Source organism: Kibdelosporangium banguiense (assembly GCF_017876405.1).
Classification (GTDB): Bacteria; Actinomycetota; Actinomycetes; order Mycobacteriales; family Pseudonocardiaceae; genus Kibdelosporangium; species Kibdelosporangium banguiense.
The window spans coordinates 5,579,043-5,600,734 of record NZ_JAGINW010000001.1 but is presented as its reverse complement, the minus strand read 5'-3'; the positions used below and the strand labels follow the sequence as shown (position 1 = coordinate 5,600,734).

Genomic DNA, 21,692 nt, shown 5'->3' with positions numbered 1-21,692 from the left:
TCCTTACACGTTCCCCACCCGGAAGGGAACACCGAAGAAATCCTCACCGGACGGACTTCATTCTCCGGTAAGGCGGGCGCAGCCCTCGAAATGGCTGGCAACGCGAAATTCCCCACCGGACTCAATGGCGGCGTGGGTACCGCCATGCCTGAAAGAGGACACCATCATGCAGACGGCCATCTTTTCCCGGATCACTTTCATGGACACCGTCGCACAGCGCGTGCGGGCCGCTCTCTTCGTCGCCGCGGCCGTGGCGGTCACCGCTGTGAACCTCCTGTCGGGCACCGCGACAAGCGCCCCGATCGACTCGTTCGACACCACGGAGATCGCGTTCGTCGTGCACGACGCGACGGTCAAGCCGGTTGCTGTGCGCTGCCCGAGCATCGGCTGCTAGCAATCCACTGACAAAGGGAGGGCCGGCGACCCCGGTCCTCCCTTCTCCATGTGCTCAGTGCAATGTTTCCAGGTCCGCGCGCACCTGATCGGCCTGGGGATGCCTGAGATGCTCGAGCAGGGCCAGCGCACTCTCCCAGGACGTGCGGGCAGTGTCCACATCGCCCACGGCACGGCATGCGTTTCCCAAGTGTGTCAACGCGACCGCCTGCTCGTAGCGGCTGCCCTGCTCGCGGTAGAGGGACAATCCCTTCCGATAGGCCGCGATCGCCTCGGCATGGTCACCGAGATGTTCGTGCGCGAACCCGATGCTGTCCCATGTCGCCGCCTCACCGACGCGATCGCCGAGCGAGTGCTGCACATCAAGCGCCTCATAGCAATGCGCAAGCGCTTCCCGGTGGTCGCCCAGCTGGCCGAGGTACCAGCCGATGTCGTTGAGTGCCGCGGCCTGACCGGCCAGGTGACCGCAGCTTCGGTACACCTCGAGCGCTGAGACGGCATGCCTGTGTGCTTCGGCCAGATCCCTTTCCTGCCAGTACGCCCACGCCAGTTCCAGATGGACATGAGCCAGCGCCGGAAGGTCATTGCTTTGCCGGTGCAATTCCAATGCCTCTTGCAGATGCTCGTGGGCGTCCCCGAATGCACCGAGCCGCACACACGCGTGCGCGACATTGCTCCGCATCAACGCCTGCGCGCTCGGATCATTCAACTGCTGGGCGGCGGTCAATGCGATACCTCCGCTCGCGGCCAGGTCGTGCCAGTGCCCGCCGCGTTGCAGGAACGTGGTCAGGCTCCACACGATCTGCCAGGCGTACCGGGACTGGCCCCAGCGGGCCGCTTCGGCGGCAACCGCCTGCAGGACAAGATGTTCGGCGGTCAGCCAGGCCAATGCCTGTTCGACATCGTCGAGTTGCACCGGCCGGACGTCATCGTCAGCGGACGGGGAGACAGCCCGATCGCGGTGCGGCGCCAGCAGCCGGTCCGCAGCGCAGGCCGTCGAAAGGTAGTGGCCGAACATCCGCCGGACCGCGTCGAACCGGTCGCTCGCGGTGTCAAGCTTGTTCGACAAGTCGAGTGAGTAGGACCGCAACAGGTCATGCAGCTCGAACCGATCGTTGGCGTACTGCTCGACCAGGTTCGCGCGGACGAGATGGCTCAGCACCCGACGTGCCACGATCACGTCGACACCGGCCAGGCTCGCCGCCGCGGCCACGGACAAGTCAGGGCCGGGATGCAACCCCAGCAGACGGAACATCCGTGCGTGTGGTTCATCCAGCCCGCGATACGACCACGAGAACACCGTGCGGACGCTGGCATCCGGGTCACCGGCCTCCAGCGCGTCCAGCCGGGTGTTCTCGTCACGCAGTTCGGCGGCCAGGGCACTCAGCGGCAGGCGCGGGTTGAGCGCCGCTCTGGCGGCCACAATGGACAGAGCAAGCGGCAGGCCGCCGCAGTATGCGACCAGTTCCGTCACCGCGTCCAGTTCGGCTGCCAGCCGTTGCGGGCCCAGATGCCCGGCCAGCAAGGACTCCGCCTCGGTCCGGCCGAGCGTGCCCAGGGTGAACGGGGACGCTCCCTCCTGCATCACCAGACCTGGCATCTGCACGCGGGTCGTGATCACGACAAAGCAGCTCGTACCGCCCGGAAGCAGCGGCCGGACCTGGTTGATGTCCTTGGCGTTGTCCAGCACGACCAGCACGCGCCGGTCGGCCATCAGCGTCCGGTACAGCGCGGCCTGAGCCTGCACACTTGCCGGGACCTTCTCGGCGGGGACCTCGAACGCGTCCAGGAATCCCCGGATGGCCTCGGCCGGGTGCATCGGCGTCCCGGCCGGGTCGAAGCCGCGGAGATTCACATACAGCTGCCCGTCGGGAAACCAGTCGGCCACCTGGCGCGCCCAGTGCACGGCAAGAGTCGTCTTGCCGATCCCCGCGGTGCCGTCGATGGCGGAGATCACGACCGCGCCGGTGTTGTGCACGACTTCGTCCAACATTTCGGTGAGCTGCCGCAATTCGTTCTGCCTGCCGACGAAATGCCGGCTGTGCGCGGGCAACTGACGCGGCACGGACGCGGTCTGGGGCTCGACGAGCCGGCTCTCCCGGACCGGATACGGGTGATCCGGCAGGCTGATCCACCCGACTCCAGTGGTCTCTTTGACCGTGACCTGAACCGGGCGGTACGAACCGGGAACCGCCGCCTGGCTCTGGCGCACCACGTCCTCGTAGAACCACGAGGACGTGATCAGCGCGAGCACACCGGGCGACGAGGCCAACGCCTTGCGCAATGGCGGCGCTTCGACCAGACGAAACGCCATGTTGACCGCCGCGCCGACGACGCCGTGCGGGTCGTAGTGCAGCTCCCCGGCGTGCAGTGCCATCCGCAGCCGAATCCATTCCTGGGGCGCGTGAGTTTTGTTGTGAGTCTGCAGGGCTTTCGCAAGTTCTCGCGGCAAGTTCGCCACGAACAGCGCTTTGGGCACATCCGGCGACGCGGTGACAAGCACGCCGTCACCACAGTCTTCCCGGTGGCAGTCCGCCTCGGGAATCCCGGCGTCGCGCAGGGCAGCGTCCAGCGCCCGGTAGACGCCCGCCCGCACGACCAGACGGTTCTCATTCGTCCGGCCCGCGTCGTTGAATCGCTCGACATCCACCACCAGAATCGTCCGGTGAACTGCCAGCGAGGTATTTCCCACCGCGCCCCGACTCCCTTGCTCAGCCGACAGCTTGGATGGTAACCGTCATCGCGGGCAGGATTTGGTACGCCGGGGCGACGATTTGAAGAAACCCGGTTCCCCGATCACCCGGGAATTGCCCACTGGCCGGGCAGCCAGGTGGCCCGGCCGCTACAGTCGGCGCCAGGCAACGACAACCGGCGACAGAAACAGCGGTGCCGCACGATGGGCTGGTTCACCGGCTTACGAAACAGGCGGCGCGCTGAGCAGCTTGTCGAACGCGCGGCCACGGCCTACTGGGCAGGCGGCCTCGACGAGGCAAGCGCGGACCTGACGGCCGCGCTGAACCTGCTCAGGCCAACCGGCCTGGACTCGCCCGGCTCGGCGGCGTGCCTGAACTGGCTCGGCCGGATCGCCACGGACCGCGGCCGGTTCGACGATGCCGAAACACTGCTACGTCAGTCCTACTTCGACCAGGCGCCGGCCGCCGCCCCGCCTGACGATCACATCACCATCGCGACATGCCTGAACAATCTGGCGATCATCCAGGCGGAGCAGGGCGACCTCGACGAGCAGTGGCGCCTGCTGACCCGCTCACTGGCACACTGCGAGGCCGGCCAGTTGGTCGTGCCGGGCATGAAAGTCCTGGCCAACATGGGCGCCAACCTGCTGGACGCCGGGCAGCCGGGTGACGCTCTCGGCTTGTTCGAACAGACGCTGCAGATTGCGCGAGCCGTCGCCGACGGATCGCCCATGGTCGCCGACCAGCACGGAAACCTGTGCCGTGCGCTCATCGCCCTGGGTGGTCTGGACCGTGCGCTCGAACATGCCCAGCTGGCTGTCGAGCTACACGAGCAAGCGCATCCCGGTTCGGCGGATCACGGCCGGATGCTGTCCGAGCGCGCGACGGTCCACCACCACCGGGGCGACCTGGCGAAGGCATTGGCCGATCACCGGCAGGCACTGCGAACCCACGAGGCCGTGGACGGCAGTGACGTCGCAGTCGCCATCGACCTCAACAACATCGGCACGGTACTGCGTGCCCAAGGAGACACCGACGCGGGCCTGACCCATTTCCAGGCCGCGCTTCAGATCGACCGGGCCATCGCGCCGCGGTCCCCGGCGACCGCCACCGATCTGTCCAATTTGGGCACACTGCACGCGGTCACAGGCGATCTGGCGACCGCCGCCCGACTGCACGCGGAGGCACTGGACATCAACCAGGAATGCGCGCCCGCATCCCCCTGTTCTTCGCTGGGGCGGACTGCGTGCTGCTCACCTTGTGGCCGGTGCTCGATCGGCCGACAGTCCGCGTCATGGCAGCGCTCTACCGCAACCTCGCCGCCGGTATGACCCCGGCCGAAGCGCTCGCCACGGCCAAGTCCGCGGTCCGCGGTCCGCGGTCCGCAAGAGCCATCCACGTCAGTACGCGGACCCGCGGACGTGGGCGCCGTTCGTCGTCATCGGCGCCGGTTGACCAAAGCCACCGAAAGTACTGTCAGCGCTCGATGTTCCAGATCCGGATGGTCATGTCGGCGCCACCGGCGGCGATCCGCTTGCCTTCGGGGTCGAACACCACGGAGTCCAGTTTGCCGGAGGCGCCGATCAGCACACCGCGCACTCGCCGGGACGCCACGTCCCAGAGCTGGATGATGTTGCCAAGGCCCCAGGCCGCGATCGTCTTGCCGTCCGGGCTGAACAGCACCGAGGTGAGGGTGACGTCCTTGGTCCGGTCGAAGGCCACCTGGCTTTCCCCGGTGGCCACCTCGTAGAGCCGCAGGCTGCGGGTCCCGTCGGCATCCGGGACCGCGAGCGTCTTCCCGTCGGGGGAAAACGTCACGTCGCTGCCGGTCGCGTCGGTGATGGTGCGGACCGTCCGGCCGGTCGCGGGGTCGGACAACCGGATTTCCTTGCCCTTGCCGGGGTTCGCGAGCAGTTTGCCGTCCGGGCTGAACACCACGTTGCGGAATCCGTTGCCGTCGGGCAGCCCGATCTTGACCTGGCGGCTCGCCACATCCCACAGCTTGACATCGCCGCCGTGGCTCACGCCGGCCACTGTCTTGCCGTCCGGGCTGAAGGCCAGGGACTTCATGATGGAACGGCTCTGCGGCAGCGGGCCGACGACCTGCCGGCTCGCCACGTCCCACAACCTGGTGCTGTCACCGAGGAAGTTGCCGCCCGCGGCCAGCAGCTTGCCGTCGGGGCTGAACGCCACCGCATTCGCCGAGGCCCCACCGGTGGCCGGTGGGCCTACGAGAGTGGCCAGCAGTTTCCCGTTCGCCGGGTCCCACAGCCGGGTTACCGGCCCGTCGCGGTTGAGGTCGCCGTCGCCGCTCGCGAGCAGCTTGCCGTCCGGGCTGAACGCCACGGATGTGATCGGGTTCTTGTGCCCGGCCAACTGGATGTGCTCAGTGAACTCGACAGGCTGGTCGGGCACGACCGGGGCGCTCTGCTCGGCCACACCGCTCTTGCCCGGACCGCCGTTGGAGTTGGCGTTCGGGTTGGCGACGTTCGAGTTCGCCGGGGTCGAATTCGAGGCATTGCCGGACGGCCGCCCGTTGTCGTCTGAATTATTCAAGATGAACCACACGGAGGAAGCGCCGATCGCCGCGAGCGCACCGCCGCCGGCGAGCAGCATCGTGCGCCGGCGCGTGCCACCTCGGCCGGTCTGCGGACCGCCGGCGGGCAGCATGACAGCGGGCGGGTACCCGGCCGCCTGATGTCTCTCTGTGGCCGCGCCGATATCGCCACCGGCCAGGAGATTTGCTGCCTGGTCGACAGTCACGCGCTCGGCCGGCTCCTTGCGCAGCAGGGCGTTGAGCAGCCCGGTCAGGCGGCCGGCACGCACGGGCGGCCGTGGCTCCTTGGTGAGCAACGCCGCCAACGTCGTCACGAAGTCGGTGCCTTCGAAGGGAGGTCTGCCTTCCAACGCCGCGTAAAGCGTGGCGCCCAACGACCACAGGTCGGACGCAGGCGTGACGGGCGCTCCAGTCCCCTGCTCGGGAGCCATGTACGCAGGCGTACCCACGATCACGCCCGAGGACGTCAACTGGACGTCGCCCATCAGCCGGGCGATCCCGAAGTCGGTGATCACCACCCGGTCGCCGGACAGCAACACGTTGGCGGGCTTGAGATCGCGATGCACGATCCCGGCCTGGTGGGCCACCCGCAGCGCGCCGAGCATCGCCATCCCGATGCGGGCGACCCGTTCCACGGGAAGACCACCCTGCGACTTGATGACGTCGTCCAGCGATCCGCCCCGCACCAGCTCCATCACGATCATCGGGGCGCCGTTGTACTCCACGACATCGTGGACAGTCACGATGCCCGGATGGTTGAGCCGGCCGGCTGCCTGCGCCTCACGCATCGCGCGCTGGCAGAGCATCACCCGCTGTTCTTCGTCGAGCCCGGGTGGCAGCAGCAGTTCCTTGATGGCCACCTCGCGGCCGATGAGTTCGTCATGGCCGAGCCAGACCCGGCCCATTCCTCCGGCACCGATCGCCTGCACCAAACGGTATCTTTGGGCGACCAGCCTTCCCGTCGCGTCGGTCACGGGGGCGGAGTTTAGGACCGGGCAACCACGATCTCGGCAAATCTCCCCAACGTCTGCCCCATCGTGCCGACGGAAGGGCAACTGCCCTTCGCCCAAGCCCGCGATCCCTGAATTTTACTAGCCCCCGCAGCGGCCTGTGAAGACGTCGGCTTTGCCGTCGCCGGTGAAATCAGCGATGGCAAGACTGTTCGCGGGACAGGACGCCGTGCGCAACCGGGTCCACGAAGTCCTGCCGCCCGAGGAGAAATACCAGGTGGTGCCGTCGGAACGGAACACATCGGTCCACCCGTCGCCGTCCAGGTCGCCGAACTTCAGGGACGAGGCCGCGGTGCCCGAGACCGCCAACGGCTGCCAGGCGCCGCTGCCGCCGGGCGAGAACTGCCAGCGGCCGCTGATCATGGCGAACACGTCGGTCTTCTTGTCGCCGTCGAAGTCGCCGAAGCCCAAAGACTCCACCGGCAGGTCCGAGCCGGCCAGCGGCGCCCACGAGGCACGTCCACCCGACGAGTAGAGCCACTTGCCGCCACTGTCGACCTTGAACACGTCGGTCTTGCCGTCCGCGTCGAAGTCACCGAACCGCAGGTCGGCCAGTGGCACGCCGGATGTTGCCAGCGGCTGCCACGAAGTGGTCGCGCCGGAGGAGAACTTCCACTGTTCACCGTCCACTGTGAACACATCCGACCGGCCGTCCCCGTCGAAGTCACCGAAGCGCAGGTTGTTCCTGGTAGTGCCGGCCAGCGCGCCGGGAACCCACCGGCCGGTGCCGCCCGGGGAGTAGTACCAGCGGGCACCCGTCGCGCGGAAAACATCCGTCTTGCCATCTCCGTCGAAGTCCCCGAAGCCGACCTCGGAGGTGTCGAAGGTGTACGGCGCGAGCGCGGTCCACGCGGCCGTTCCCCCATCTGACAGTTGCCACGCCACCGGTTTCGGTGAGCCGTGACAGACGGCCGTCGTGGTGTTGTAGGTGTTCGATCCGACGTTGAGGTTGCCGGTGAAGAGCGTCTGCTGGACGGCCGCGCCCGCCGAGCTGTGCGCGAAGCAGTTGCCGGAGACGTAGGCACCGGTGGCGGGCTTTCCCCGGACCTTGACCGCGGCTTCCACCTTGGACCGGAAGGTGTTGTGCTTGATGTGGATGACGTCGCCCGCGTACGGCGCGCCGTTGCCCAGCGCCTCGTCTTCGCCATGCATGTCGAACCCATGGCCTTTGGCGTTGTCGACCACCAGGTTGTACCTGGCTTCGTAGCGCAGAGTGCGGATGCCGTTGCCTGCAATGGCATGACGGTTCTGCGTGAAGGTGTTGTACTCGATGACCGCGCTCGAATTGTCGACCAGCACGATGCCGTAACCGAGGCCGGTCCGGCGGTTGTGGTGGACGTTGTTGCGGCTGTACCGGGCCTCGATGGTGTCACGGAGGACGACGGCGCCGTGCGACCAAGCGGAGAGCTCGTTGTTGTCCACAGTCAGATCTGACGCGGCGACCGCCTCGATCCCACGCGAATTGTCGTACTGGTAGGCGTTGTCCCTGATCTCCGAGTCCGGACCGCGCAGCCGCAGGCCGGTGATCCGGGTACCGCTGCCTGTCACCCTGAACTGCGCCCACGACTCGTTGTCCCCGAGGTCGAGCTCGGTGTTGTACAGCAGTGCGCCCGACGATCCGTTCGTGCCGCGGTCACTGGCGAGGGTCACCCCAGCGGGGATGGCTATTCGCTTGTGGCCGGTCAGGTTGATCGACGCCCCGCCCGCGACGAACACCGTGTCACCCGCGGTCGCGGCAGCCAGAGCCGCGATCAGCTCGTCCCGCGTATCGACCGTGACTGTGGCGGCCTGCGCCGGACTCGCGAGCGTGCCGATCGTCAGCAGCGCCGAACAGAAGACGCCAACGATTCGCATACATTTCCCCTCAGCTGGAAAGAACTCACGACATGTAACACGATGCCAACTGGATCGCACAACCATCTGAATGAGACTGTCACCGGACACGAACACTCGATCGTGTCACCCACTGCGCTCGAACGGACACAGTGACCGGGTGGTACGTCGACCTGGTCCGCGACACCGTGGTCGTGACGACGTACGGCGACGAAACCGCGGCTGCCGCCCTGGCCGGCACGTCCAACCTGATCCAGGTGGAACGCTCCGCCCAACGTCGAGGGGACCGGCGGCAAACTCCGCAGGGTCGAAGCCACGTCCTTTCCCGGCAACGACTACGGCATCATCCGCGTCACCAGTGACCGTGCGGACTCCACAGCCAGGATCTCCCGTCACGGCGACGGCGACGACGTGTTCGTCGAAGGCAGCGAAGCCGTCCCCGTCAACGGCCGTATCTGCCGCTCCGGCCAGACAACCGGCTGGCATTGCGGCGTCGTGACCACGTTCAAGCAAACCGTCAACTACGGAGACGGCGACATAGTCCGCGGCCTGACCCGCACCACAGTCTGTGCGGAACCCGGCGACTCAGGCGGCCCGTACGTCTCCGCCCCATCCAGCAAACGCCGCGTCCACGCCCAGGGCATGACCTCCGGCGGCTCAGGCAACTGTGACGAGGGAGGCGTCACCTTCTTCCAGCCCGTCAAGGAAGTCCTCAACGACTACGACCTGAAGCTCTACACCGACGACTGACCTTCACGACGACCGTCGTGGGTGGTCCGGACGGGACCACCCACGACGGTCGGCTATGCCTGCTGACTCACGACCTCGGCGAGTCCGCTCAGGGCCTGCGGCAACGGGTTCTGGTGCAGCACGCCGAGGCGTTGGGTGGCACGGGTGAGCGCGACATAGAGCTCGGCCGCGCCGCGTGGGCCGTCGGCCAGGATCCGTTCTGGTTCCACGACGAGGACAGCGTCGAACTCCAGGCCTTTGGTCTCCGACGCCGCAACCGTGCCGGGCACGTCCGGCGGCCCGATGACGACGCTGGTGCCTTCGCGACCGGCTTCGTCCCGGACGAATTCCTCAATGGCAGCAGGAAGTTCGTCCGCGGTGACCCGCTTGGACCACGGCTGGACGCCGCACGCGCGGACCGACTCCGGCGGCTGGACGCCGGGCGCGAACTCGGCGAGCAGCGCGGCGGCGACGGTCATGATCTCCGCCGGGGTGCGGTAGTTCACCGTCAGCGACCGGTAGACCCAGCGGCCGGGCACGTACGGCTCCATCATCGTGCCCCACGATGTCGCTCCGGCCGCCGAGCGGCGCTGGGCGAGATCGCCGACCACCGTGAAGGACCGGTTCGGGCAGCGCCGCATCAGCACTCGCCAGTCCATTTCGGACAGTTCTTGGGCCTCGTCGACCACGATGTGCCGGTAGGTCCAGTCCCGGTCCGCCATGGCGCGCTCGACGAGGTCACGGGTGTCGTGCTCGACGAAGCGGTCGGCGAGTTCCTGGGCGTAGATCAGGTTCTCGGCGTGCAGCAGGACGTCCTCGTCCATTTCCTCGCGGTCCAGCTTCATGATGTCCATGACGCCGGCGGCGTACTCGGCCTCGGCCTTCCGCTCCTGCTCAGCCGTCTGCTCCGCAGCCTTGTCAGCCGCCTTGTCACGGCCCAGCAGGTCGACCAGCTCGTCGAGCAGCGGTACGTCCGAGACCGTCCAAGCTTCGCCGTCGGCACGCCACAAAGCCTGGTCGGCGCCTGCTGCCCGCAGCCGTTCCTCGGATGTGTACAGCGGTGCCAGCAGTGTTTCCGGCGTCAGGATCGGCCAGAGTTCGTCGAGCGCGGCAGTGAACCTCTCGTCGTTCGCCAACTCCATGAGCAGGTCCGCCCGCATATCCTCCCATGCCTCACGGTCCTTGCGGGTCAGCCAGCCCTTGCCGATACGAGCAATCGCCCGTTCGGTGAGCACATACGTGACGATCTCGGTGAACACCGCACGGGCTTCGTTGTGCGGCAACCCACTCGCGCGCGCCTCCTCCCTGGCCCACTCCGCGGTCTCGGCGTCGATCCGTACCGTCACGTCCTTCAGTTCGAACGGCAGCGGCTCCTCCGGCAACCGCTGCCGATCGGCGATCGCCGCCTTGAGCATGTCCAGGACCTTCAACGAACCCTTGAACCGCGTGACCTCAGGGGTGTCCTCGGCGGTGACGTGCAGACCGGGCACAAGATCGCCCGGGGTCATGAAGACCACGTCGGACTCGCCCAGCGACGGCAGAACACGGCCGATGTGGTTCAGGAACGCCGGGTTGGGCCCGACCACGAGCACACCGTGGCGTTCCATCCGTTCCCGCTGGGTGTAGAGCAGGTAGGCGACGCGGTGCAGCGCCACCACGGTCTTCCCGGTGCCCGGACCGCCCTCGATCACCAGCACTCCCGGGTGATCGAGCCGGATGATCTCGTCCTGTTCGGCCTGGATCGTCGCCACGATGTCGCGCATGCCCTCGCCGCGAGGTGCGTTGACGGCCGCGAGCAGGGCGGCTTCGCCTCGCTCACCCGCGCCGGGACGGCCGAACACCTCGTCGGTGAAATCGACGACCTGACGCCCACGCGTGAGGAACTGACGCCGCCGGCTCATATTCTCCGGGTGCGCGCCGGTGGCGACGTAGAAGGCGCGCGACGCCGGCGCCCGCCAGTCGAGCAACACCGGTTCGTACTCGTTCTCCTCGTCGAAAATCCCGATCCGGCCGATGTAGGAATGTTCTCCCGTAAGGGTGTCCAACCGGCCGAAGCACAGCCCGTTGTCCGCCACGTCCAGCCGCTTGGCCTCCCTGGCCAGCGCGCGTACCTCGACGTCCCGTTCCATGGGCGCCATGCCCTTGCCCCCCAGCGCCGTGTCGAACTCGGCCTTCACTCGTGCACGCTGGGCATCGAGCCGCGTGTAGAGCCCGGCAACGTAGCCCTGCTCGGCCCGCAATTCGTCTTCGTACCCCTGAGTTGACACATGCCCCTCACAGCGTTTATTCTGGTATTAGGTTCGGCGAGTCCTCCATTGGATTATGGAAGGCGCGCCGATTTTTTATTGTCCCCCTCTTGTCAATCCCCCTCGTAAAACAGGCCTGTTCCAGGCCTTGAGCCGGTTTCGGTTCTGCGCGAAAGCGGGTGCCGCTCGCGCGCCGGGTTCTCGTGGATCGACGAAGACGCCCGCACCGACGCGCTGGGAGGCTCGAGTTCTTCGCACCGTGGACGTGATCCCGACAAGGAGAAACGTGATCGGAACAGTACTCAGACGCCTCAGCATGTCGATCGCCACGACCGCCCTCGTCGCCGCCTCGATCGTGACCGGAGGTTCGGCCGCCGCTGCCCAGCCGGTGGCCTCGCCGCAGGTCGCGGTCCAGGACGTGGGTGTCGCCGCCAGCCACCGCACCTGGGCGTGCACGGTCCCGTCCGGCTACACCTGGTCGGCCGTGCGAGCCAATCCCAACTGCGGGTTCCGCTATGAGTATTTCCTGCTCGACGCCGTGAACGTCAATCTGACCGGCCTGTGGGCCTGCGCGATCCCATCCGGCTACTCGTACACCGCCTCACGCCAGGGCACCAACTGCTCCGCCTCGCCCGGCTCCTCCCCCTACGAATACCGGCTCGTGCGACTCTGAGACACCGGAGAAGCCCTTCGCCGACAGGTGAAGGGCTTCTTTCATGCGTCCTTCAGCGGCCGCCCAGCACGCGTGACACGACCGTGCTCAGGATCCGGATCCCGTGGGTGCTGGCCGGATCGATCCCGGCCAGTTCCTGGACCCGTTGGAGCCGGTAGTCCAGGCTCCGGGGGTGGATGCACAGCGCCGCGGCCGCCCGTGGCCGGTTCAAGTCGTTGCGGTAGTACGCATCCAAGGTGTCCACCAGAACGGGACCGTCGGTCAGGCGCTGCGCGAGACTGTGCAGCCACCGGTCGATTTCGGGCAGTTCGGCGGCGCCGAGCTCGATGAACACGTCGGCCGCGGTGTACAGGTGACTGGGCGCGGTCTCGGCCCGTGTCAGCAGGCTGACCCGCCTTGCCAGCGCGAAGGCCTCGGCGAGTGCCGAAGCCGGGCCTTCGGCCGTGCCCACGGAGAACGGCCGCCCAATGATCTCAGCGAAATCACTGATCACCTTCGTGGCGTTCGTCTGCTGCTCGACCGGGACCAGCGCCACGAACTCGTCCTGCCCGAACCAGGTCGCCGGAACGCCGTACCGGCGCCAGACGGTATGGACGACCTCGGCCGCCGTTTCGACGTCCACGTCCGGGATTCGGGCAACGATCACCTGGTAGGACTCGGGCACGGCGATGCCCAGGTCCCGGCCGTTGGCCAGAGCGGCCGTCTCGCCCCCGAGCACCATCTCGGTGTACTGCCGGACCTGGGCGATGACCGGCAGGAAATGCTTCTGCCCCTTCAGGAAACCCAGGGTGTACGCCTGCTGGGCGATCGCTCCCTGCGGTCCCAGCCAGCCGAGCATCTGCATGGTCACGGGCAGGTCGTTGGGGCCGGACGCTTCCTGGATCTCGTTGAGCGTCGCACTGGCGTGCAACGTAAGCACACGACGCAGGACCGTCCGGGACATCCCGGTCTCACCACGTCGTTCCCCGGTGGCAGATACCACCGCGAGATCGTCGTCGGTCAGGGGCTCGTTGCCTGCGACGAGCTCGAGGGTGCGGCGCCGGATGAACACCGCGAAATCAAGCATGCCAGCGTATTCGCGCGGGTCGCCTGCAGCCGCGGCGTACTCCGGCTGGTCGTCCGCGCAGACCTCGACGACTCGTTTGGCGTTGGCGGGGATCTGTTTTGCCAGCAGACCGAGCAGATCGCTCACAGCGTTTCCCATCCGGCGAGGACACGGGTCACGGCGGTGCTCAGGATCCGGACACCCCGCACCGAAAGCGGATCCAGCCCGGTGAGGTCGTGGACACGTCGCAGCCGGTACTCCAGGGTCCGGGGATGGATGCCCAGCAGCGCGGCCGTCTGTGTCCTGGCCATGTCGTTGCGGTACAAGGCGTCGAGAGTCGCCACGAGGTCCGGGCCGGCGGCGAGCCGGTCGGCCACCTCACGTAACCACCGGTCGACCGGTGGCAGGCGCGCGGCGCTGATCTCGGGGAACAGATCGGTCAGGTAGTGCACGGCGCTCGGCGCGGACCTGACCGGCGCGGCCCAGCTGACCTGCCGTGCTCGCGCGAACGTCTCGGCCAGCTCACCGATCCGGCCTCGCGCGGCACCGACCGCGCACGGAAGTCCCACGCGGTCACCGAAATCCTGGACAACACCAAGATCTTGCGACCCGCCGTCCGGCACCAGCGCGACGAACTCGCCAGGTTCCTCCCAGCGCAGCGGTATCCAGTGGCGGCTCAGCAAATCCTGGAGAACATCCGTGCGATCCGGGTGTCCCGCAGGTATCCGCACAACCGTCACAACCCATTCGCCAGAAAGGCTCATCGCCAGACTGGCGGCCATGTCCGCGGCCACCGGATCGTCGGTGAGCAACATGTGCGCGAACTGCTGGACGCGATCCACGACTGGCAGAAACGCTTCCTGTCCGGCGAGGAATCCCCGTGTGTAAGCGGTTTGCGCGGCCAGTCCCAGCGGCGGCAACCAGGCCAGCGTGTGCATGACATCGTCAAGGTCGTGCGGATTGGCCGCCTCGTGCACCTCTTTCAAGGTGAGCGAGGTATGGATCTGCAGGGCGTGGCGCTGGGAAGCCAGCGAGAGGCCCCGTTCGGCACGACTGCGTCCGGCCGCCTCGACAAATGCCAGATCCACGTCGGTGAACGCCTTGTTCTCGGTCACGACGGCGACTGTCCGTTTCCGTATGAATACCGCGAAGTCCATCATCGCCGCCCGGGCCCGGGAATCGTCCGCGATCTTGCGGAAATCGGGAAGAGTCTGCGTGTAGACATCCAGCGCACGCCTGCTGTTTTCGTCAACGCGACCTCGCCACAGGGTGAAGAGATCAGCCACGTCATCTCCCTCGCCAGAGGTTCACCCAGAAGGACATCGTGCTGGGAGAACCTGGCAGGGAGTACCGCCAGGAGGACCATCGGCAGGTCGCCCGTTGGCGGGATGTCCTGCCGATGGCCGCTGGAAATGTCCGTTTCCCTACGTGACAACGGGTTCCGTCACAAGGATCACGCGATCAGCCGGCTCGCAACCGCCAGCCTTCGACTCTCGTCGGCGCGTTGGTGGCCTGCGGGTAGTAGCCCCACTCCTCGCATCGCTGGCCGGGGCCAGGCGACCAGCCACTGTACTGCCAGGCCTCGATCGCGTAGGTCACGTAATACCCTTCGACACCATATTCCGCGATCACCCGGCTCCGTGCCGGCACGACTGTCGAGACCTGGACGCCGATCTGAGTCGTACGGCTCGCCTCGATACTCGAACTGACCTTGGTCGTGAGGTATTCGCCCACCTTCGCGTCGACACCGACTGAGGCGGAAATCCTGAACGTCTGCTGAATCGACGAACTGACGGTGTAGGTGGCCGGACTGTCCAGCTGATTGTCGAGCAGCCTGCCGTCACTGACCATGAATATCGGGGTGACGCTGTAGGTCGTGTACCGATAGCCTTCCCATCGGTATCCGGCCCTGCCCAGGGAACGAACGACCCTCCATTCGGTAATCGTGTCAGGGCAGGGAACAATCGCGCCGGCACTCGCGACACCCGGCACAAGCACGACCAGCAAGGTGGAGAACACGCTGGTGATCGCGGTGAGCACGCCGAAACGCGCCCGCCACCGTCTGGCGCCTGAACCGTGGCGCACCACTCTCATCTGGACTCCAATCGACGCGGGGATCGAAGCCTCCCAACACACGGGAGCGGCGTCTTCGTCGATCCGCGAGAATCCGGCGCGAGCCTTGCCCCTGTTTTCGTAACGAACCGAAAGCCGCACGATCAGTGGATTCGGCGGCCATGGACGTCGGGGATGCCGGACTTCCGCCAGAAGTAGGTGTTCACCTGATCCCGCCATTCGGTCGCGCACCGTAACTGCTCGTTGAGCAGGCCGGTGACCCGGTCGAATGTCGCCGCTGGGACGTCCCCTTCAAGGGTGGCCCAGATTTCGGTCATGTGTGCCACTTCGTCGCGACCGGCGAAGTGGCTGTCGTAGATGTGCTGGATGACAGTGATTCCCGAGTGCAGGACATGGGTGTAGGGCACGTGATGGAAGAACAGCAGCAGTTCGTCCGGGCACATGTCGAGTGATTCGTAGATGTCACACCATGGCTTCGGATACTGACCGGTGAAGCCGGTTCCGGTCGCTCGCGTGCGGTCCACACCGACGCCGTCACGGTCAGCGAAATGGTAGGTCCCCCAAGGGGAGTACTCGTAGCCGTCGATGTCCGGGCCGTAGTGGGTTCCAGTGCGGACCATGAACCCGATGCCCAGCGGAGCTGTGTATCGCTCGTACGTATGCCACGAGTCGTCCATCAGTTCGTGCAATGCCTTGCGCACGGTCTGCGCATTCTCGAACGTCAGGGTGATCCACTCGTCGAGCACCTGCTCCGGCGTCAACCGTTCGTCCCACGCCAACCGGCCAAAGCCATACAAGTTCGCCTGTGCCAATGGGTGTCCAGTCCAGAACTCGTCCTCGCCTACATTGGACACCGCGACTATTCCGTCCACAGTGCACGAATTGAGGACCTCGCTCCACTGCGGAACCAGGTAGCACACATGTTTCTGCTGCCCGGTGTACTCCTGCGTCACCTGCAGTTCGACCGCCAGCCGGGTCTGCGGCATCGCGCTGAGCACAGGTGAGACCGGCTCACGGGCCTGGAAGTCGATCGGCCCGAACTTCACCTGCAGCACGACATTCTCGTCGAAGGTCCCGTCCAGCGGGACGAAGTGGTCGTACGCGGCCCGAGCGCGATCGGTCGACCTGTCGCGCCAATCCTGGCGATGGTTGTAGACGAACGCGCGCCAGAACACGATACCGCCGAACGGAGCAAGCGCTCGCGCTAGAAGATTCGCGCCATCGGCATGGTTGCGATCGTAGGCGAACGGCCCCGGCTGCCCCTCGGAGTCCGCCTTGACGATGTAGCCACCGAAATCGGGGATCGCGGCATAGACCTCGGCCGTGGTCCGGGCCCACCAGTCCTGGACGGCCGGATCGAGAGGATCGGCCGTGGGCAGGCCGCCGAGTGTCATCGGCGCGGCAAAACTCACCGAAAGATGCACCCTGATCCCGTGCGGCCGGAAAACATCGGCGAGCCGGGCCACGTCGGGCAACAGATCGGTGAGCAGCCGTGCCTCGGTGCGATGGACATTGACATTGTTCAGGCCCACCCGATTGATCCCGATTGATCCGAGCAGCCGTGCGTATGCACCGACCCGGGTGAGATCTGTCCGCACGACGCCGTTGTCATAGAAGATGGAACCGCCTGCGTACCCGCGCTCGACCTGCCCCATCACAGGGTGAACGTCGATGTTGTCCCAGTGGTCGAGCATACGGATCGGCTGACGCGGCGCGTGCCGTTGCGGCGCCAGAACACCTGAAAAAGCTGCTTCTCCCTGCCGGACAACATGATGAAAGCCGTAGAGCAGGCCAGCACCGCCGGTCGCACGGACGGTCGTGGTCGTCCCGGAACGCTCGACAGTGAACTTCTCCCCCACGTCACCCTCGCACACGAGGTCAAGATCCACCGGCCCTTCAGACACCAACACGCCGCCCGCGGCCGCAACCTCCCCGCGCACTGTGTCCACGAGCAGGCCGTCACCGACAATCCGCACGCGGCGAGCACCGACGGATCGGAACACGAATGCCGGCAACCAGGCCGGATCCACTGTAGACATCATCGGCAACGAACCACGAGAACATCCGCCGGTTCGAGCACCAACTCGTCCCCTGCGCTCAGATCCCGGCCGCTGAGCAGGTCATCTCCATCCACAGGGGACCTTGTGACGCGGGTTGCGCCTGTGTGATTGAGGACGAACAGGTATCGAGTCCCATCCGGGGAGACGCGTTCGACCGCCTCGACATCTCGGACATCAGCGAGCGGACCTGTCAGGTCGTGTTCGTCAAGTACCGTACGGATGATCGCTTCCACTCCGTCGTCATCGAGGAGAGTCCCGACATACCAAGCACTTCCCTGCCCTCGCCGAGCCCTGGTGACTGCGGGGGTACCAGCGTAGAAGTCGGCGCTATAGGTGCCGTGTACTTCCGTGGCCTCGTCGGGGATGATCACCTCGAAGACATGCCTGGAATCGGACACGCGCCCATCGGCGAGGGTCACCGGGTTGGTCACATCGGGTTGCTGGGCGTCAGTTTCCTCGACGCGAAGGCCGAGCAATGCAGCGAATGGACCGGGGACGTCGACGAGGAAAGCGTTGTCGTCCTCGTCGACCCGGCCGGAAAGCGCTGTGGTCACGAAAGAACCGCCACTCTCGACGAGCGCGGTCACCCGGTCCGCGAAGTCTCCCTTGACCATATGCAGCAATGGGGCGACAACGACGTCATATCCGGAGAGATCCGCGGTCACGGGGACAACATCGACCAAAGCGTTTGCCTGCCACAGGGTGCGGTGGTAAGCCGTCAGAACATTGATGTACCCGACGTTGCGGTTTGGACCATCGGACATTTCCAAAGCCCACCAACTGTCCCAGTCAACCAGCAGCGCCACACGAGCCGGTGTGCGGGCGCCCAGCAACATGTCGCCGACCTGATGGAACTCCCCGCCCAACGCTGCGACTTCCCGGAATACGCGGGTGTCGGTGCGCCCCGCATGGTCCAGCACGGCGCCGTGGTACTTCTCGCAAGCTCCACGAGCCTGACGCATCTGGAAGTACAGGACCGCGTCGGCCCCATGCGCAACCGACTGCCACGACCACAACCGCAATACGCCCGGTCGTTTGACCGAGTTGACATCGCGGCACGCGGTCACTGACGGAGTCTGTTCCATCACCCAGAAAGGGTCTCCGCCGCGAAGTCCGCGCACCAGCCCATGCGCCAAGGCCATCCGTGCGGCGGTACGGGACGCTGACGGATCTTCGGGTGGATAGTTGTCCCACGAAACGAAGTCCAGATGCGATGCCCAGCGGTGGTAGTCGATCGGCTGGTACAGCCCCATGAAGTTGGTCGTCACCGGGGTGTGCGGGACGTGCCCGCGAATCGCCGCCTTCTCCGCCACGAACCCATCGAGCAACGCGTCGGACATGAACCGCTTGTAGTCCAAGGTGATACCTTGGAACGCCGTGTGGCCTGGGCCGCGCCAGTGCTCGGAGAGCGCTGTCGGCGGCTGGATCTGGTCCCAGTCTGTGAACGTGTGCGACCAGAATGTGGTGTTCCACGCGGCGTTGAGCCGGTCGAAGCCGTCATAACGCTTCTTCAGCCAGTCACGAAACGCGGCAGCGCACTGCGGGCAATAGCACGCGCCGCCGTACTCGTTGCCGACGTGCCATGCGACGATCGCCGGAATGTCTCCGTACCGTTGCGCCAACTTGTCGGCCAGCTCGACCGCGAGCCTGCGGAAGTCTGGATTGGACGGACACGCGTTGTGCCGCTGGCCGTACACGTGCCGTCGTCCCTCGAAGTCCACCCGGCATGCTTCGGGATACTTGTGGGCCAGCCACGGTGGCATGGCCCCGCTGGGTGTAGCAAGCACGATGTTCTTGCCTTCGGCTGCCGCGCGTTCCACTGTCGCGTCCAGCATGGTGAAGTCGTACCGGTCCTCCGCGGGTTGCAAGTGCGCCCACGCGAACACGCCGACTGTCAGTGTGTTGATGTTCGCCAGCTCGAACGCGGCGTAGTCCTGATCCCACACTTCCCGAGGCCACTGCTCAGGGTTGTAGTCGCCGCCATAGCCGATGGACTTCATGCGGTGAACCTTTCGGTGGCGTCCCGCAACACCGGCTCGGCATTGCGCAGCAGGGCGAGGGTCATGGGAGAGGCGAGCGCGACGAGCATCCAGTCCGACCCGAGGTAGACGATTCCGCCAGAGCACACCAGAAGCGACAACACGCCTAGCGATCTAGCCGGACTTGCCGCGAGATAGTAGGCAGCAAGCCTCGCGATGTCCCGGGTGCGCAACGACAGCGTCGATGACAGCACCAATGCGTGCGAGGACCAGACCAAGACGCCTATCGCGATCACGATCAGCATGAGGCCGTACCCGGTGGGCACACCGGCCAGGCCCATGTTCGCCAGCGTGAAGCCGATGACCGTGAGCAACAGCAAGGCTGGTAGCCACCAACGCAGGGCATCCAGCCAGTTGAGCCGGTACCCACGCCAGAAGTGCCCGGCCGGAGACAGATCCCGATCAGTGAGGAACACCCGCCACGCGAAGACAGCAGCCGACAAGGCAGGCGCCACCGGCACGAAGCACAATCCGATGAGCAGCGCGTTTCCCGTTCCCCCGGCCAGGAACACAATCAGCACCAGTCCAGGACCGGCGGTCAGCAGCAACAACCCTTCAATGGCCACGAACCAGTACACGACCGAGGCGACGCGGGACAGAAACCCGGAGCCGATCTCGGACGCCGGATCAGATCGAGCCGGCACGGTCACCACCTCGCCACGAGCCGGTCATCCGAGACACCCAGCAACCGCCGGTCGTCCAACCCGGCATGCTCTTCGGTGTGCACTGGCAGCACCTCCACAAACGTCACCTCATGCCTCGCGAGCACAAGATCCAGCGCGACCATTCCATCCACTATGGACAGGCTTTGATGAGAGGCCACCGGCCGGGCACAGTCCCTCAGCAGATCGAACGTCTTCGTGTCAGGCGAACGCGGCCGTCCGAGCTCACGCCAGGCTGCGAACGCGTTGCCGTCGTGCTCGTTCACGCGCTCCCGGCGAACGAACGCACGCGGGCCAGACATCGGGACCGACAGCTTCACGCTGTGCCGGTCCTCCGCGTCTGGAGCGTCAGTTCCGCCAACCGGTTGCCACGCAAGGACCGTGACTCGGCCGTTGTCATCTTCGCAGACGAGATGGTCGTCGCCGCGTGCAAGGACCTGGCTGCCCATCCGTGCCATGAACGTGTAGAGGTGATACGCGGGTTTCGGGATCTGCCGGTGGGTCAGCAGACCGAAACCGCCGTGGAACACCGAGGTCGGCACGTTCTCCTCTTCGAAGACATCGCAGAACGTCCAGTAGGAGTAGGAGTCGACCAGGTCCGCACCGCCGACAAGCACAGGAGCCAGGTACGCAGCCTGGTAGGCAGTATCGTGGATCGCGTTGTCCGGTCGGTAGGAACTGTTGAACTCTGTGATATGCACAGGCAACGAGGCGAGTGCCGTGCTCGCCAGATATTTCCGAGGTGCCGCGAACTGGTCCAGAAGAGACTGAGGCGAAGCAAGCGTTTGGTAGGTGCCGAACGGCACATGCTGCGCTGGGCCAGACGCGTAGGCATGCCTGCTCACAAAGTCGACCGGCACATCGCGCCGGGCCACAAACTCCGCGAACGGCTCCCACCACTCGTCCGCACCCGGCGACAGCGACGGACCACCGACCTGCAACTGCGCGTCCACATCCTTGACAGCTCGGGCACTGGTCTCGTAGAGCCGAAAATACGCCTTTTGGTCAGCGTTCTTCCAGAACTGCGGCAGGTTCGGCTCATTCCACACCTCGATCGGCCACGTCCGCACCTCCTCGATCCCATACCGATCGACAAGATGCCGAACCACAGCACTCACCAGCGCCGCCCACTCACCCCAGTCCCGCGGCGGCGTGATGTTCCCCTTCCACCAGAAGACCGTCTCCGGCCCCGAGGCAAGCGCCGTCGGCATGAACCCAAGCTCGACGAACGGCCGGATCCCCAGCTCCAGGAACCGGTCGAAAACCTGGTCCACATAGGTGAACGAGTACCGCACATGCGCCTTGCTGTCCACAACAGACTGCCGGTACACCCCCATGTCGTCGGACAACAGCCCATGACCGCGGACATACCGGAAGCCGATATCCTTCTGCATCATCGCCAGCGACTCAAGGTAGTCCGCACGCAGGGCAAGGTTCAGCCTTCCCGTGCCCACACAGTAACGCCAGGAGTCAGACAGAATCTCGCTCACAGGCAATACACTCCACATCTACCAGGGCCTCCCGGCTTCCCACCGGACGAACCCGCTTCGACCTGGCCCAACCGTACGAACGGCACCACTCACAAATCTCGTTATCCACAGTCCGCTTCTTCCCAGCAACCAGGACCAGGTTCGCCACCAGGGCCACCAACCCGGCACGCCAGACCTTCAAACTCGGCA

15 protein-coding genes and 1 pseudogene are annotated in these 21,692 nt (G+C 65.9%); 5 read left to right on the top strand and 11 right to left on the bottom strand.

Annotated elements, in window-relative coordinates:
- The first annotated feature begins 166 nt into the window (after positions 1–166).
- Complete coding sequence (locus JOF56_RS26400; RefSeq protein ID WP_209642194.1) at positions 167–394, top strand: hypothetical protein; 228 nt, start codon at positions 167–169, stop codon at positions 392–394.
- Positions 395–448: 54 nt separating this feature from the next.
- Here JOF56_RS26400 and JOF56_RS26395 read toward each other — a convergent pair whose 3' ends face one another.
- Positions 449–3,043, bottom strand: coding sequence for a tetratricopeptide repeat protein (locus tag JOF56_RS26395; protein WP_209642193.1), 2,595 nt, complete (start codon positions 3,041–3,043; stop codon positions 449–451).
- A gap of 246 nt (positions 3,044–3,289) precedes the next feature.
- On the opposite strand from JOF56_RS26395, the gene JOF56_RS26390 reads away from it, so the two are divergent.
- On the top strand, positions 3,290–4,417 hold the full coding sequence (locus JOF56_RS26390) for a tetratricopeptide repeat protein (protein ID WP_209642192.1): 1,128 nt from the start codon (positions 3,290–3,292) through the stop codon (positions 4,415–4,417).
- 145 nt (positions 4,418–4,562) lie between these two features.
- On the opposite strand, the gene JOF56_RS26385 is transcribed toward JOF56_RS26390, so the two are convergent.
- Together JOF56_RS26385 and JOF56_RS26380 are read right to left on the bottom strand one after the other, a co-directional pair.
- A complete protein-coding gene (locus JOF56_RS26385; RefSeq protein WP_209642191.1) occupies positions 4,563–6,617 on the bottom strand; it encodes a WD40 repeat domain-containing serine/threonine protein kinase in 2,055 nt (684 codons plus the stop codon).
- Positions 6,618–6,734: 117 nt separating this feature from the next.
- The gene (locus JOF56_RS26380) at positions 6,735–8,507 is read right to left on the bottom strand and encodes an FG-GAP-like repeat-containing protein (RefSeq protein ID WP_209642190.1); all 1,773 of its coding nucleotides are present in this window, start codon (positions 8,505–8,507) and stop codon (positions 6,735–6,737) included.
- A gap of 101 nt (positions 8,508–8,608) precedes the next feature.
- Between JOF56_RS26380 and JOF56_RS26375 the strand changes: the two are divergent.
- Both JOF56_RS26375 and JOF56_RS26370 read left to right on the top strand, forming a co-directional pair.
- A pseudogene (locus JOF56_RS26375) lies at positions 8,609–8,848 on the top strand (S1 family peptidase); the annotation flags it as partial.
- Positions 8,829–9,236, top strand: a complete 408-nt coding sequence (locus JOF56_RS26370; protein ID WP_209648492.1) for a S1 family peptidase — start codon at positions 8,829–8,831, stop codon at positions 9,234–9,236. The pseudogene JOF56_RS26375 and the gene JOF56_RS26370, both read left to right, overlap by 20 nt.
- 53 nt (positions 9,237–9,289) lie before the next feature.
- Here JOF56_RS26370 and helR read toward each other — a convergent pair whose 3' ends face one another.
- The gene (gene helR / locus JOF56_RS26365) at positions 9,290–11,482 is read right to left on the bottom strand and encodes an RNA polymerase recycling motor ATPase HelR (RefSeq protein WP_209642189.1); all 2,193 of its coding nucleotides are present in this window, start codon (positions 11,480–11,482) and stop codon (positions 9,290–9,292) included.
- A 265-nt stretch (positions 11,483–11,747) separates the two neighbouring features.
- Between helR and JOF56_RS26360 the strand changes: the two genes are divergently transcribed.
- A complete protein-coding gene (locus JOF56_RS26360; protein ID WP_209642188.1) occupies positions 11,748–12,134 on the top strand; it encodes a hypothetical protein in 387 nt (128 codons plus the stop codon).
- A 52-nt stretch (positions 12,135–12,186) separates the two neighbouring features.
- On the opposite strand, the gene JOF56_RS26355 is transcribed toward JOF56_RS26360, so the two are convergent.
- The 7 genes from JOF56_RS26355 to JOF56_RS26325 all read right to left on the bottom strand — a co-directional run bounded on the left by JOF56_RS26355 (position 12,187) and on the right by JOF56_RS26325 (position 21,503).
- Positions 12,187–13,338: a PucR family transcriptional regulator gene (locus tag JOF56_RS26355; RefSeq protein WP_209642187.1), complete on the bottom strand. Its 1,152-nt coding sequence runs from the start codon at positions 13,336–13,338 to the stop codon at positions 12,187–12,189.
- Entirely contained in the window at positions 13,323–14,465 is a 1,143-nt protein-coding gene (locus JOF56_RS26350; RefSeq protein WP_209642186.1) for a PucR family transcriptional regulator, read from the bottom strand. Before JOF56_RS26350 ends, JOF56_RS26355 begins: the two co-directional genes overlap by 16 nt.
- Positions 14,466–14,640: 175 nt before the next feature.
- Entirely contained in the window at positions 14,641–15,273 is a 633-nt protein-coding gene (locus JOF56_RS26345; RefSeq protein ID WP_209642185.1) for a hypothetical protein, read from the bottom strand.
- A 122-nt stretch (positions 15,274–15,395) separates the two neighbouring features.
- On the bottom strand, positions 15,396–17,294 hold the full coding sequence (locus JOF56_RS26340; protein WP_209642184.1) for an alpha-glucuronidase: 1,899 nt from the start codon (positions 17,292–17,294) through the stop codon (positions 15,396–15,398).
- Positions 17,291–19,312, bottom strand: a complete 2,022-nt coding sequence (locus tag JOF56_RS26335) for a beta-galactosidase (protein WP_209642183.1) — start codon at positions 19,310–19,312, stop codon at positions 17,291–17,293. The genes JOF56_RS26340 and JOF56_RS26335 overlap by 4 nt, the downstream gene beginning before the upstream one ends.
- Complete coding sequence (locus tag JOF56_RS26330) at positions 19,309–19,995, bottom strand: DUF624 domain-containing protein (RefSeq protein WP_209642182.1); 687 nt, start codon at positions 19,993–19,995, stop codon at positions 19,309–19,311. The genes JOF56_RS26335 and JOF56_RS26330 overlap by 4 nt, the downstream gene beginning before the upstream one ends.
- A 2-nt stretch (positions 19,996–19,997) precedes the next feature.
- Positions 19,998–21,503, bottom strand: coding sequence for a GH39 family glycosyl hydrolase (locus tag JOF56_RS26325; protein WP_307855265.1), 1,506 nt, complete (start codon positions 21,501–21,503; stop codon positions 19,998–20,000).
- Positions 21,504–21,692: the final 189 nt, after the last annotated feature.

Excerpts from the sequence above, each read along its gene's own strand:
- JOF56_RS26400 (WP_209642194.1), top strand. The coding sequence starts at position 167 with ATGCAGACGGCCATCTTTTCCCGGATCACTTTCATGGACACCGTCGCA.
- JOF56_RS26390 (WP_209642192.1), top strand. The coding sequence starts at position 3,290 with ATGGGCTGGTTCACCGGCTTACGAAACAGGCGGCGCGCTGAGCAGCTT.
- JOF56_RS26380 (WP_209642190.1), bottom strand. The coding sequence starts at position 8,507 with ATGCGAATCGTTGGCGTCTTCTGTTCGGCGCTGCTGACGATCGGCACG.
- JOF56_RS26355 (WP_209642187.1), bottom strand. The coding sequence starts at position 13,338 with ATGGGAAACGCTGTGAGCGATCTGCTCGGTCTGCTGGCAAAACAGATC.
- JOF56_RS26345 (WP_209642185.1), bottom strand. The coding sequence starts at position 15,273 with ATGAGAGTGGTGCGCCACGGTTCAGGCGCCAGACGGTGGCGGGCGCGT.
- JOF56_RS26340 (WP_209642184.1), bottom strand. The coding sequence starts at position 17,294 with ATGATGTCTACAGTGGATCCGGCCTGGTTGCCGGCATTCGTGTTCCGA.
- JOF56_RS26335 (WP_209642183.1), bottom strand. The coding sequence starts at position 19,312 with ATGAAGTCCATCGGCTATGGCGGCGACTACAACCCTGAGCAGTGGCCT.